General features: G+C 67.7%; 11 protein-coding genes. 9 read left to right on the top strand and 2 right to left on the bottom strand.

The genetic code is table 11. From position 1 onward, the window contains the following. Positions 1 to 25: 25 nt before the first annotated feature. The 6 genes from argB to argH are packed head-to-tail and all read left to right on the top strand — an operon-like array spanning position 26 to position 6480. Entirely contained in the window at positions 26 to 994 is a 969-nt protein-coding gene (gene argB / locus ACIQCN_RS07910; protein ID WP_400606373.1) for an acetylglutamate kinase, read from the top strand. Further along, on the top strand, positions 991 to 2265 hold the full coding sequence (locus ACIQCN_RS07905; RefSeq protein WP_400610306.1) for an acetylornithine transaminase: 1275 nt from the start codon (positions 991 to 993) through the stop codon (positions 2263 to 2265). The genes argB and ACIQCN_RS07905 overlap by 4 nt, the downstream gene beginning before the upstream one ends. Continuing rightward, positions 2262 to 3266, top strand: coding sequence for an ornithine carbamoyltransferase (gene argF, locus ACIQCN_RS07900; RefSeq protein ID WP_400610304.1), 1005 nt, complete (start codon positions 2262 to 2264; stop codon positions 3264 to 3266). The genes ACIQCN_RS07905 and argF overlap by 4 nt, the downstream gene beginning before the upstream one ends. Further along, positions 3266 to 3796, top strand: coding sequence for an arginine repressor (locus ACIQCN_RS07895; RefSeq protein ID WP_400606379.1), 531 nt, complete (start codon positions 3266 to 3268; stop codon positions 3794 to 3796). The genes argF and ACIQCN_RS07895 overlap by 1 nt, the downstream gene beginning before the upstream one ends. 45 nt (positions 3797 to 3841) lie before the next feature. Then, positions 3842 to 5047, top strand: coding sequence for an argininosuccinate synthase (locus tag ACIQCN_RS07890; protein ID WP_400606380.1), 1206 nt, complete (start codon positions 3842 to 3844; stop codon positions 5045 to 5047). A gap of 5 nt (positions 5048 to 5052) precedes the next feature. Then, positions 5053 to 6480, top strand: coding sequence for an argininosuccinate lyase (gene argH, locus ACIQCN_RS07885; RefSeq protein ID WP_400610302.1), 1428 nt, complete (start codon positions 5053 to 5055; stop codon positions 6478 to 6480). 94 nt (positions 6481 to 6574) lie between these two features. Here the strand turns inward: argH and ACIQCN_RS07880 are convergent, their stop codons facing one another. After that, entirely contained in the window at positions 6575 to 7123 is a 549-nt protein-coding gene (locus ACIQCN_RS07880; RefSeq protein ID WP_400610300.1) for a methylated-DNA--[protein]-cysteine S-methyltransferase, read from the bottom strand. Then, positions 7120 to 8625: a DNA-3-methyladenine glycosylase 2 family protein gene (locus ACIQCN_RS07875; protein ID WP_400610298.1), complete on the bottom strand. Its 1506-nt coding sequence runs from the start codon at positions 8623 to 8625 to the stop codon at positions 7120 to 7122. The genes ACIQCN_RS07880 and ACIQCN_RS07875 overlap by 4 nt, the downstream gene beginning before the upstream one ends. A gap of 94 nt (positions 8626 to 8719) precedes the next feature. On the opposite strand from ACIQCN_RS07875, the gene ACIQCN_RS07870 reads away from it, so the two are divergent. The 3 genes from ACIQCN_RS07870 to tyrS are packed head-to-tail and all read left to right on the top strand — an operon-like array spanning position 8720 to position 13050. Further along, positions 8720 to 9397 (top strand): DNA-3-methyladenine glycosylase, encoded by a 678-nt coding sequence (locus tag ACIQCN_RS07870; protein WP_400610296.1) that lies wholly within the window; start codon positions 8720 to 8722, stop codon positions 9395 to 9397. 51 nt (positions 9398 to 9448) lie between these two features. Next, complete coding sequence (locus tag ACIQCN_RS07865; RefSeq protein WP_400610294.1) at positions 9449 to 11677, top strand: HelD family protein; 2229 nt, start codon at positions 9449 to 9451, stop codon at positions 11675 to 11677. A gap of 59 nt (positions 11678 to 11736) precedes the next feature. Beyond that, the gene (gene tyrS, locus ACIQCN_RS07860) at positions 11737 to 13050 is read left to right on the top strand and encodes a tyrosine--tRNA ligase (RefSeq protein WP_400606390.1); all 1314 of its coding nucleotides are present in this window, start codon (positions 11737 to 11739) and stop codon (positions 13048 to 13050) included. The last annotated feature ends 414 nt before the right edge of the window (positions 13051 to 13464 follow it).

Raw genomic sequence — 13464 nt, 5'->3', positions numbered from 1 at the left:
CTCCGCCACACCAGGAAGACAGGCCATGAACACCCGAACCCGCGAAAACACCTCGATGCTGGACGCCCAGGACAAAGCCGCCACGCTGATCGAAGCGCTGCCCTGGATCCAGCGCTTTGCCGGCACCACCATGGTCATCAAGTACGGCGGCAACGCGATGGTCAACGATGAACTTCGGCGCGCGTTCGCCGAGGACGTGGTGTTCCTGCACCATGTGGGCATCCACCCCGTAGTGGTCCACGGCGGCGGTCCGCAGATCAACTCCATGCTGGCCAGGCTGGGCATCGAGTCCGAATTCAAGGGCGGCCTGCGCGTCACCACGCCCGAGGCCATGGATGTGGTCCGCATGGTCCTGACCGGCCAGGTGGGCCGGGAGCTGGTAGGGCTCATCAACTCCCACGGCCCCTACGCCGTGGGCATGTCCGGCGAGGACGGCGGACTGCTCCGCGCGGTCCGCACCGGCACCGTCATCGACGGCGAAGAGGTGGACCTGGGCCTGGTGGGCGAGGTGGTGGGCGTGAACCCGGAAGGCATCCTGGACATCCTGGCGGCCGGCCGCATTCCGGTGATTTCCACCGTGGCGCCCGAAATCGCGGACGCAGGAGCGGCCGTCGACGGCCGTGCCCAGGGTGAGACGCACCAGACCACCGGCCAGGTGCTCAACGTCAATGCGGACACCGCTGCCGCCGCGCTGGCCGAAGCACTCGGTGCCTCCAAGCTGGTGATCCTCACGGACGTGGAGGGCCTGTACGCCAACTGGCCGGACCGCTCTTCGCTGATTTCCTCGCTCAAGGCTTCCGACCTGCGTGAACTGCTGCCCACCCTGGAGTCCGGCATGATCCCCAAGATGGAAGCGTGCCTGAAGGCCGTGGACGGCGGAGTTGAACGTGCCCACATCGTGGACGGGCGCCTGCCGCACTCCATGCTGCTGGAAACCTTCACCACCGCCGGCATCGGCACCCAGGTTGTTCCGGACGAGGAGGCCAACGCATGAACCGCACTGTCGACGTCAACCCCGCCGCCGGCGCCGAAGCCGCGCTGATCACCGGCAACGGCAGCGGAGCGGACTGGCTGGCCCGCTATTCCGGCTCCCTGATGGGGGTTTTCGGCACCCCGCAGCGCGTCCTGGTCCGGGGCGCCGGTTGCCTGGTGTGGGACGCCGACGGCAAGGAATACCTGGACCTGCTGGGCGGCATCGCCGTTAACGCGCTGGGCCACGCCCACCCGTTCGTGACCTCGGTCATCTGCAGCCAGCTGGCCACCCTGGGGCACGTCTCCAACTTCTTCACCAGCCCCACCCAGATTGCCCTGGCCGAGAAGCTGCTGGCCCTGGCCAAGGCGCCCGCCGGGTCCAAGGTGTTCTTCACCAACTCCGGCACCGAAGCCAACGAAGCCGCCTTCAAACTGGCCCGCCGCAACTCGGGGGCCGCGGCAGGGGAGGCTCCGCGGCGGACCAGGATCATTGCGCTCGAGGGTGCCTTCCACGGCCGGACCATGGGGGCGCTTGCACTGACGGCCAAGGAAGCGTACCGGACCCCGTTCGAGCCGCTGCCCGGCGGCGTGGTCCACATTCCGTTTGGTGACATCGCAGCCCTGGAAGCGGCGGTGGATGACACCGTTGCTGCCGTCTTCCTCGAACCCATCCAGGGCGAGGCCGGGGTACGGCCGTTGCCGGCCGGCTACCTCCAGGCGGCCCGCGCCGCCACCACCAAAGCGGGCGCCCTGCTGATCCTCGATGAGGTCCAGACCGGCATCGGACGTACCGGCAAGTGGTTCGCCAGCGAAGACGCCGGCATCGTTCCGGACGCCATCACCCTGGCCAAGGGATTGGGCGGCGGTTTCCCCGTCGGTGCGCTGATCACCCTGGGCGAGGCGCCGTCGTCGTTGTTGTCCGCCGGCCAGCACGGCACCACGTTTGGCGGGAACCCGGTGGCCACCGCAGCCGCCCTCGCAACGCTGCACGCGCTGGAGAACCAGCAGGTGCTGGCCAACGCGGCAGCGGTGGGGGAGCACCTGCGGTCCGGGCTGCGCGCCATTCCCGGCGTCACCGAGGTCCGCGGCGAAGGCCTGCTGATCGGCTTCGACCTGGACGCCGACGTCGCACCCGCGGTGGTGCAGGCAGGCCTCAACGCCGGCTTCATCGTCAACAGCCCCGGCCCGCGGACTCTCCGCCTGGCCCCGCCACTGATCCTCACCGAGGCCCAGTCCGACAGCTTCCTCGCCGCTTTCCCCGCCATCCTTCAAACCGCTAAGGACGCCCAGTGACCCCCTCATCCACCCGGCACTTCCTCAAGGACACGGACCTCAGCCCCGCAGAACAGGCGGAAGTCCTGGACCTGGCTGCGCGCATGAAAGCGGCACCGTACAGCGTCCAGCCATTTGCCGCACCAGGAAACGGGCGCAAGACCGTGGCCGTCATTTTCGACAAGACCTCCACCCGGACCCGCGTCTCCTTCGCCACCGGCATTGCGGACATGGGCGGCAACGCGCTGATCGTCAACCCGGGCGAGGCGCAGATCGGCCACAAGGAGTCCGTGGAGGACACCGCGAAGGTCCTGGAACGCATGGTCTCCACCATCGTGTGGCGCACCGGCGCGCATGCCGGCCTGGTGGCCATGGCGGAAAACTCCCGCGTTCCCGTCATCAACGCGCTGTGCGACGACTACCACCCGTGCCAGCTGCTGGCGGACCTGCTGGCCGTCAAGGAGCACAAGGGTGAACTCAGGGGTCTCACCATGAGCTATCTGGGCGACGCTGCCAACAACATGGCCAACTCCTACCTGCTCGCCGGCGTCACCGCGGGCATGCACGTCCGGATCGCGGGTCCGGAGGGGTACCTGCCGGCCGCGGACGTCGTTGCCGAAGCTGAGGAACGCGCCGCCGAGACCGGCGGTTCCGTACTCATCACCACCGACGCGGCCAAAGTCCTGCAGGGTGCCGACGTGGTAGCCACCGATACCTGGGTGTCCATGGGCCAGGAAGCCGAAAAGGAAGCCCGGCTGCAGCTGTTCCGGGAGTACGCCGTGACTGAGGAGGCCATGGCACTCGCCGCGGATGACGCCGTCGTGCTTCACTGCCTGCCCGCCTACCGCGGCTACGAAATCTCCGCCGGCGTGATCGACGGTCCGCAGTCCATCGTCTGGGACGAGGCCGAAAACCGGTTGCACGCGCAGAAGGCGCTCATGGCGTGGCTGATGCACCGCTCCGGCCTGGCCTTCGTGGACGGCCTCGCGCCGGTCGAGGGCACCGGGGAGAGCACGTTCTAGTGTCCGCCCAGCCCACCGCTGCAGGCTCCAGCCCGGCCACCAAGACAGCCCGCCAGGCGCGCATCACCGCGATCCTGACGGGCCAGTCGGTGCGTTCCCAGGCCGAACTGGCGGCCCTGCTCGCGGACGACGGCGTGCAGGTCACCCAGGCGACGCTGTCGCGGGACCTCGTGGAACTCGGCGCCGTTCGGGTCCGCGGGCAGGAGGGCGCGCTGGTCTACGCGGTTCCGGGCGAAGGCGGCGAACGCGCGGCCAAGGCGGGGGTGAGCCAGGAAATCCTGGACGCCCGCCTGGCCCGGCTCTGCAGCGAACTTCTGGTCACCGCCGAAGCGTCGGCAAACCTCGTGGTGCTGCGGACCCCGCCCGGCGCCGCGAACTTCCTCGCCCTGGCGATCGACCACTCGGTCATGCCGTCCATCCTGGGCACCATCGCCGGTGACGACACCGTGCTGCTGGTCTCCCGCGACCCGCTCGGCGGCCCGGACCTTGCCGCCCGCTTCCTGCAACTGGCTGAGGAAGCCGGGCAATAAGCTTGAAGACAATCATCAAAACAACCCCCAACAAGGAGCAACAAAGTGACTGAACGCATTGTGCTGGCCTACTCCGGCGGCCTGGACACCTCCGTCGCCATCGGCTGGATCGGCGAAGCGACCGGGGCAGAGGTCATCGCCGTGGCCGTGGACGTCGGACAGGGCGGCGAATCGCTGGAAACCATCCGCCAGCGTGCCCTCGGCTGCGGCGCCGTGGAGGCGTACGTGGCCGACGCCTCGGACGAGTTCGCCAACGAATACTGCGTCCCCACGCTGAAGGCCAACGCCCTCTACCAGGGCCACTACCCGCTGGTCTCCGCCATCTCCCGCCCGGTGATCGTCAAGCACCTGGTCAAAGCCGCCCGCGAATTCGGCGCCACCACGGTCGCGCACGGCTGCACCGGCAAGGGCAACGACCAGGTCCGCTTCGAGGTGGGCATCCAGACCCTCGGGCCGGACCTGAAATGCATTGCGCCGGTCCGCGACCTCGCCCTCACCCGGGACAAGGCCATCGCCTTCGCCGAGGAAAAGGGCCTGCCCATTGAGACCACCAAGAAGAACCCGTACTCGATCGACCAGAACGTGTGGGGACGCGCCGTCGAGACCGGCTACCTGGAAGATATCTGGAACGCGCCCACCAAGGACATCTACGACTACACCGCCACCCCGGAGTTCCCGCCGGCACCGGATGAGGTCACCATTTCCTTCGAAGCCGGCGTGCCGGTAGCGATCGACGGCGTCAAGGTCACCCCGCTGCAGGCCATCCAGGAACTCAACCGCCGCGCCGGCGCCCAGGGCGTGGGCCGCATCGACGTCGTCGAGGACCGCCTGGTGGGCATCAAGTCCCGCGAAATCTACGAGGCACCGGGCGCCATGGCGCTGATCACCGCCCACAAGCACCTCGAAGACGTCACCATCGAACGCGAGCAGGCCCGCTTCAAGGCCACCGTTGGCCAGCGCTGGGCGGAGCTGGTCTACGACGGCCAGTGGTTCTCCCCGCTGAAGCGCTCCCTGGACGCGTTCATCGAGGACACGCAGAAGTACGTCTCAGGCGACATCCGCATGGTCCTCCACGGCGGCCAGGCCATCGTCAACGGACGCCGCTCCGAGACCTCGCTGTACGACTTCGACCTCGCCACCTACGACACCGGCGACACCTTCGACCAGTCCATGGCCCGGGGCTTCATTGAACTGTGGGGCATGTCAGCCAAGGTTGCCTCCGGCCGCGACATCCGCGTCGCAGGGAAGTAGCCCGCGTGGCTGACGCAAAGTCTGAAGCTACCAACACCGGCGCACTGTGGGGCGGCCGGTTCGCCGGCGGCCCCGCTGACGCCCTTGCAGCCCTGAGCAAGTCCACGCACTTCGACTGGCGGCTGGCCCGCTACGACATCGCCGGCTCCAAGGCGCACGCCCGCGTGCTGCACAAGGCCGGCCTGCTGGACGGCGCTGAGCTGGAAGGCATGCTCGCCGCGCTCAAGCAGCTGGACGAGGACGTGGCCTCCGGCACCTACCTGCCGGCGGAGTCCGACGAGGATGTGCACGGTTCCCTGGAGCGTGGCCTGATAGAGCGCGCGGGCGCCCAGCTGGGCGGCAAGCTCCGTGCCGGCAGGTCCCGCAACGACCAGGTGGCCACGCTGGGCCGGATGTTCCTGCGTGACCACGCCCGGATCATTGCCCGTGGCGTGCTGGACACGGTGGACGCGCTGGTGGCACAGGCCAGGGCGCACCACGGGGTGGCCATGCCCGGCCGTACCCACCTCCAGCACGCCCAGCCGGTACTGCTCAGCCACCACTTGCTGGCCCACGCCTGGGCGCTGCTGCGCGACGTGCAGCGGCTGCAGGACTGGGACAGGCGCGCAGGTGTTTCGCCATACGGTTCCGGCGCCCTGGCCGGCTCCTCGCTGGGCCTGGACCCGGAGGCGGTGGCCGCGGACCTGGGCTTCTACTCCGCGGTGCACAACTCGATCGATGGCACCGCGTCCCGCGACGTCTTCGCCGAGTTCGCCTGGGTGTGTTCCATGATCGGCGTGGACCTGTCCCGGATCTCCGAGGAAGTCATCTTCTGGGCCACCAAGGAGTTCTCCTTCGTCACCCTGCATGATTCGTACTCCACTGGATCGTCCATCATGCCGCAGAAGAAGAACCCGGACGTGGCGGAACTTGCACGCGGCAAGGCAGGGCGCCTGATCGGCAACCTGACCGGGCTGCTCGCCACCCTCAAGGGCCTGCCGCTGGCGTACAACCGCGACCTGCAGGAGGACAAGGAACCGGTCTTCGACGCGGCGGACACCCTGGAGCTCCTGCTTCCGGCGGTCTCCGGCATGATCGCTACCCTGAAGTTCAACACCGAACGGATGGAGTCGCTGGCACCGCAGGGCTTCGCGCTGGCCACGGACATCGCCGAGTGGCTGGTCCGGCAGGGCGTGCCGTTCCGGGAGGCGCATGAACTTTCCGGGGCTGCGGTCAAGCAGGCCGAATCCCGCGGCGTGGAGCTGTGGGACCTGACGGATGAGGAGTACGCCGCCATCTCGGGGCACCTGACGCCCGAGGTCCGCACGGTCCTGTCCACGGAGGGCTCGCTCAACAGCCGCAACTCCCAGGGCGGAACGGCACCGGCCGCCGTCGAACGCCAGCTCGTGGCGCTGGAAAGCGAGCTGGAGACGGCCCGCACCTACGCCGCCTAACCCCCCCCGACGCTCTCTCACTTAATGCGGCTTTTGGGGCAACGCTCTCTCACTTTCTTCAGGAAAATGAGAGAGCGTTGGTGTTTTTCAGGCATTAAGTGAGAGAGCGTCCGGGTATGTGGACGTCCGGGTACGCGGACGACGGCGGCTGGCTGGCTTCGCGGGCCAGCAGGCTCTCTTTGATGGCGAGCCCCCAGCGGAATCCGCCCAGCGAACCATCCGTCCGGATCACCCGGTGGCACGGCACGAACAGTGCTGCAGCGTTGAAGGCGCACGCACTTGCGGCCGCGCGCACGGCCTTTGGGTTTCCAGCCAGCGCGGCGTACTCGGTGTACGTGACCGGGGACCCGGGCCGGACTTCCCGCAGCACATTCCACGCGTGGGCACGGAACGGACCCGACTGTTGCCGGACCGGAACTGCCATGGCCGGCGCAGGGTCCCCGCTGTAGAAGGCCTCCACAGCGGGCGAAATCCCGTCCATCCGGCCGACCTCTTCCACGGAGTCCGGCCGCAGCGCGGGATGGATCTGGCCGGTCAGTTCCTCCAACCGTGCGGTCCACCCGGATGCAAGGACCACCCCGTCGTGTGCCAGAACCGTGAACGGCCCGTCGGGTGTGAACATTTCCAGCAGTTGGGCTCTCATTTCATGACTTTCAGGTCGGCGGGCCGGTGCCCGGTGGATGGTGCGGCGGCTGCCCGCCAGAGGTGCATGGTGGCGTAGGAACGCCAAGGACTGGTCTCGCGGAAATCCGGACTCAGGACGCCGCCGGCATTAATGCCGCTGCCATTAGTGCCGCCGGTCAGCGCGCGGATCCCGTTGCGTACCGCCGCGTCGTTGGCCAGGAAGATGTCAGGCGCGCCGAGGACCCGCATGGCCACGTAGCCCACCGTCCAGGGTCCCACCCCCGGCAGCGGCAGGAGGGAGGCTTCGAGCCCCGGCACGTCGCTGCCGTAGCCAAAGTCCAGCTCCCCCGAAGCCATGACTGAGGCCGTGTGCAGGAGTGCGTCAATCCTGCGCTGCGGACCGGCCAGGAGGTGCCCGGCGCCGGCAACCTGCGCCGGCGTGGGGAACAGCCGCTCCAGCCCGTCCCCGGCTGCGGTGCTGGGACTGCCGGCGACAGACAAGCGGGTGAGGGCGGTGCGGGCAGCAGCGACCGTGACCTGCTGACCCGCCATCGCCCGGACCAGCAGTTCCTGCGGGTCCACGGCTCCGGGCATGCGCATGCCGGGCGCGGCGGCCACGGAGGTGGCCAGCCTGGGATCAGCACGGAGGGTGCCGTCGATCGCTTCGGGGTCTGCGTCCAGGTCGAAGAGCCTGCGCACCCGGCTCAGCAGCGCCGGCAGGTCGCGCAGGTCCACCGCGCCCACAGTGAGGGTCAGCGGCCTGGTCCGGGAGCCGGCGTCGTAGTCGACTCGGAACCTGGCATCCCCGTGCTGCAGCCGCAGCGTGCGTGCGTAGGAGCGTGCCGTCCCTGCCTCGACGCCGGGAATGGCGCGCGCCGCCAGGAAGGAGAAGATTCCGGGGTCGAAGGGGTGCCTGTACGGGAGTGTGAGCGTGAGGGCGGTGGTCCCGCCGGCCGGCCGGTGCGGCCGGGCAGCGAGGCGAAGCGCGCCGGGGGTCATGGCAAAGACCGCCAGCATGGTTTCGTTGAACTGCCGCACGCTGCTGAAACCGGCCGCAAACGCGACGTCGGCCAGCTTCATGGACGTGGACACCAGCAGTGTTCGTGCGGTCTGGGCGCGGCCGGCCCGGGCCAGCGATAAAGGGCCGGCGCCGAGTTCCTGGGTGAGGATCCGGTTAAGCTGCCGTGCGGAGTAGCCCAGCCGTGCGGCAAGCCCCGCCACTCCGTCCCGGTTCACCACACCGTCGTTGATCAGGCGCATGGCGCGTCCGGCGACGTCCTGGCGTTGGTTCCACGCCGGGGTGCCGGGGACCGCTTCGGGGAGGCACCGCTTGCAGGCCCGGTAGCCGGCGTCGTGCGCCGCCGCGGACGTCTCGTAGAAGGTGACGTTCTCCGCTTTGGGGGTCCGCGCCGGGCACGACGGGCGGCAGTAGATGCCCGTGGTCCGCACGGCAGTGTAGAACTGTCCGTCGAAGCGGGTATCCCGGGCGTCGATGGCCCGGTAGCGCTGCCAGAAATCCATGCCTCCATCCTGCCAGCCCGCGGAGGCTGCACCTAGCGGAAATCGGACACGGCTCCGAAGGGCGAAGTGCTGCCGTCCTCGATAGAGTCTGCCCATGAGTGACCAGTTGCCTACAGACCCGGAAGACCTGCGCCGGATGCTGTCCGGAGATGCCCGCGACCTTGCCCCGCTGCTGCTCGGCGCCGTCCTGACGCATGAATCACGCGAAGGTCCGGTGTCCGTCCGGCTGACCGAGGTGGAGGCGTACCTGGGGCCGGAGGATTCGCTTCATCCGGACCCAGGCTCCCACACGTACCGCGGCCCCACACCGCGCAACGCCCCCATGTTCGGTCCGGCCGGTCACCTCTACGTTTACTTCACGTACGGAATGCACCACTGCACCAACATCGTGTGCGGGCCTCCGGGCACAGCCTCGGCCCTGCTGCTGCGGGCCGGTGAAATCGTAGACGGCCTCGAGCTGGCCAGGAAGCGCCGGCACACGTCCAGGACCGCCGCGGATCTTGCCAGCGGCCCCGCGCGGCTCGCCAAGGCGCTGGGGCTTACGACGGCGGACAGCGGCCGGGATGCCCTGGCGCCCCCTTTCGCGCTGGTGCTTCCGCCCCGCGCGGCTGAGGCGGTCAGTTCCGGACCGCGGGTGGGGGTATCCGGCGCGGGAGGGTCGGAGCAGTACGCATGGCGGTACTGGATCACGGGCGATCCCACCGTGTCCCGGTACAAGGCCGCCAAAGCCCGCCCGGTGAAGGTCAGACCGAACACGTTTGGCGACCGTTAACGGAAATGGTTGTAGAATGATAGGTCTGTCTTTTGCGATAGGGGAACGTTAATGCTCGACGCGGATTTGGCCCACGAACGGGAGTACGTGGCCGGCCTGTATGCCCGGCTTGAAGAGCTCCGCGAGGAAAAACGCCGGCAGCTCGCGCAGGTCCGCCGGGCCGGAGCCGTGGGCACCATGCAGAATGTTTCCGAACGTGACGCGTTCGCAGCCCTCTACGAGGACCGCCTGGCGCAGTTGGACGCCGTGGATGACCGGCTGGTGTTCGGCCGTCTGGACCTGGACTCGGGGGAAGCGCAGTACATCGGCCGTATCGGCCTGTCCACCGAGGACCTGCAGCGGCTCATGGTGGACTGGCGCGCGCCGGAAGCCGGCCACTTCTACCAGGCCACCGCTTTTGACCGCCAGGGCGTGCGGCGCCGCCGGCACCTGATCCTGCAGGGCCGCGAGGTCAAGGCCATTGAGGACGACGTCCTGGACGCCTCCATGCTCGCGGACAACGAATCGCTCCAGGGCGAAGGTGCCCTGCTGGCGGCGCTGAACTCGAAGCGGACCGGCCGCATGTCCGACATCGTCAGCACCATCCAGTCCGAACAGGACCGGATCATCCGCTCCTCCATCTCCGGCGCCCTCGTGGTGCAGGGCGGGCCGGGTACCGGCAAGACCGCCGTGGCGCTGCACCGTGCCGCCTACCTCCTCTACACCCACCGGGACCGGCTCAAGAGCGCAGGTGTCCTGCTGGTGGGCCCGTCGTCGTCGTTCATGAAATACATCGAGCGGGTGCTGCCCTCGCTGGGCGAAACGGGCGTCGTGATGGCCAGCCTTGGCCGGCTCATGCCGGGCATCCAGGCGGTCCCGGAACCGGAAGCCGCCGTTGCCGCCATCAAGGGACGCCTGGACATGGCCACCGTGGTGGCCAACGCCGTCTCCAACCGGCAGCGGGTCCCGGCCGCGAACCAGATCCTGGAGGTGGACGGCCGCAAGCTGGTGCTGACCCCGCGCCAGGTGCGCCGCGCCCGTGAACGCGCCCGTTCCACCGGAAAGCCGTACAACGAGGCCAGGGTGACCTTCGTGAAGATCCTGTTGCGTGAGCTGACCGAACAGCTGACGGACATGGTCGAGGCCGGGAACATCGGCAACAACGCGGACCGCTCCTATCTGGCTGAGGATGTCCGCACCGCCCGGGACGTGCGGATCGCGCTGAACCTCTGCTGGATGCCCATGACGCCGGAGAAGCTGATTTCCGAGCTGTTCAGCAAGCCCGCCGTACTGGAGTTCTGCACCCCGCACATGTCTCCCGGCGAACGGAAACTGCTGCTGCGGCCGGCGGACGCCCGCTGGACCGAATCCGACGTCCCGCTGCTGGACGAGGCAGCCGAACTGCTCGGCGAACTCGACCCGGCGGCCGGCCGCGGCCTGGCCCAGCAGGAGCACGACCGCGCCCGGGACCTGGCCAACGCAAAGCAGACCCTGGTCAACATGGAAACGGCCGGCGTCGATGCGCTGATGACGGCTGAGGACCTGATGGAGCAGAACCAGGAGCGTGAGGCCAGGCTTACCGCGGCCGAGCGGGCCACCACGGACCGGACCTGGGCGTTCGGGCACATCGTGGTGGACGAGGCCCAGGAGCTGTCCCCGATGCAGTGGCGGCTGCTGGTGCGCCGGTGCCCGCTGAAGTCCTTCACCATCGTGGGTGACATTGCCCAAACCAGCTCCGTGGCCGGCGCCAACTCGTGGCAGGGCGCGCTGGCGCCCATGTTCGGGGAACGCTGGCAGCTGGAGGAGCTGACCGTCAACTACCGCACGCCCACACAAATCGCCGAGGCCGCGGTGCGGATGGCCAACGCGGCCGGCCTGGTGGTGTCGGCGCCCAAGGCGGTCCGGGAGGGCCGCTGGGCACCGGTCGTGGACCAGGTGGAGCCGGGTGCGCTGGTGGACCGCCTGGTGGAGGTACTGCCGGAGGAGCTTGCAGCGCTAGACGGCGGCCTGCTTGCGGTGATTGCCGACGGCCCCCTTCTCGCTGAAGCTGCTTCAGCCCTGCGCGCCTCCTACGGCCGGCGCATCGGCAACGGTGCGGGCAGCTATGAGCAGGACATTGTGGTGATCAGCCCACGGGAGGCCAAGGGCCTGGAGTTCGACGGCGTGGTGATCCTGGAGCCTGCCATGATGCTCAACCATGAGCACGGCAAGGTGGGGGACCTGTACGTCGCCATGACCCGTGCCACGCAGCGCCTGCGGTTGATCGCCGGCCGGCCGGTCCCTGCCGGCATCGTCCGCTGATATCGGGGGCGGTACGCTGCGCTGATGGGGCCGCCGGCAATCCTGCTAACTTAGAAGGCGTGCCAGAACTAAGCAGCCTCGAATCGCAGCAGAACGACCCGACCTTTGCCAATATCTGGCAGGAGCTGAAGTGGCGTGGACTGGTCCATGTCTCCACCGACGAAGAGGAGCTGGAAAAGCTCCTCGCCGGTGAACCGGTTACGTATTATTGCGGCTTCGACCCCACCGCTCCGAGCCTGCACCTGGGCAACCTGGTCCAGCTGCTCCTGATGCGCCGGCTCCAACTGGCGGGGCACCGGCCCCTCGGCCTGGTGGGCGGTTCCACCGGCATGATCGGCGATCCGCGTCCGACGGCGGAGCGCACATTGAACACCAAGGACACCGTTGCTGAGTGGGTTGGGTACCTCCAGGCCCAGGTCCGCCGTTTCCTCAGCTTCGAGGGCGGCAATGCCGCCCGGATGGTCAACAACCTGGACTGGACCGCGCCGCTAAGCGCGATCGACTTCCTGCGCGAGGTGGGCAAGCACTACCGCGTCGGAACCATGCTCCGCAAGGACGCCGTGGCCTCGCGCCTGAGCTCGGATGAGGGCATCAGCTATACCGAGTTCAGCTACCAGATCCTGCAAGGCATGGACTACCTAGAGTTGTACCGCGAATACGGCTGTGTCCTGCAGACCGGCGGCTCTGACCAGTGGGGCAACCTCACCAGCGGCACGGAACTGATCCGCAAGGTGGAAGGCAAGAGCGTCCACGCGCTGGGAACCCCGCTCATCACCAATTCGGACGGCACCAAGTTCGGCAAGAGCGAGGGCAATGCGATCTGGCTCGATGCCGGCATGTGCAGCCCGTACGCCTTCTACCAGTTCTGGCTGAACACGGCCGACGCTGACGTGGTGGACCGGCTGAAGGTCTTCACCTTTCTCTCGCGCGCCGAGATCGAGGAAATCGCGGCCGCCGTGGCGGAGCGCCCGTTTGCCCGTGAGGGCCAGCGGAAGCTTGCCTTCGAAGTGACTTCGCTGGTCCATGGTGTCGCGGCTACGGAAAAGGTCATCGCCGCCTCCGCCGCCCTGTTCGGCAATGGCGACCTCTCCGCATTGGACAAGCAGACCCTGCAGGCAGCCACCTCCGAACTTCCTTCCGCGACGGTCCAGGTGGACGCCCTCGGAATCATCGACTTGCTCGTCGCCTCCGGCTTGTCGGACAGCAAGTCCGCAGCCCGGCGCACTGTGGGGGAGGGTGGTGCCTACGTGAATAACGAGAAGGTGCTGGACCCCGAGGCCGTTATTTCGGAGTCCGAACTGCTCCATGGGCAGTACCTCCTGCTCCGCCGGGGCAAGAAGAACCTTGCCACTGTCGAGGTCCTCGTTCCCTAGGCCGGCAGCCTGCCGGCCCGCCCGATGCACGCCCCTCCGAAGCCGATTTGCACGGCCGCGGAGGGGCGTGTATTGTTTTCTGAGTCGCCGCCGCTGAGCGGTGACAAACCCCCAACAAATGAGAAGCGATTCTTGGCCGTGCAGGGCACGGATTGAAGAATTCTTCGACATTTTGCTGGGCGGATTCATCTCGACCGGGTGAATTCCGGGAAAACAACCGGATTTGCAAAAGCGAATGAAGATGAAATAAGATAAAAACATCGCAGCGAAGAAATACGAAGCGGAATTCATTGAATGAATTGCTTCGGGAATATTCGAATGTGTCTGTTGTTTGAGAACTCAATAGTGTGCCAAGTTTATTGATACCGATTTTTTATGAATTGGTTGGATTTGCTGTGCCGCCACCCCGTGGTG

The organism is Pseudarthrobacter sp. NPDC092424 (assembly GCF_044754925.1).
Classification (GTDB): Bacteria; Actinomycetota; Actinomycetes; order Actinomycetales; family Micrococcaceae; genus Arthrobacter.
The sequence above is the reverse complement of the archived record's forward strand: the minus strand, read 5'-3'. Positions and strand labels throughout refer to the sequence as shown.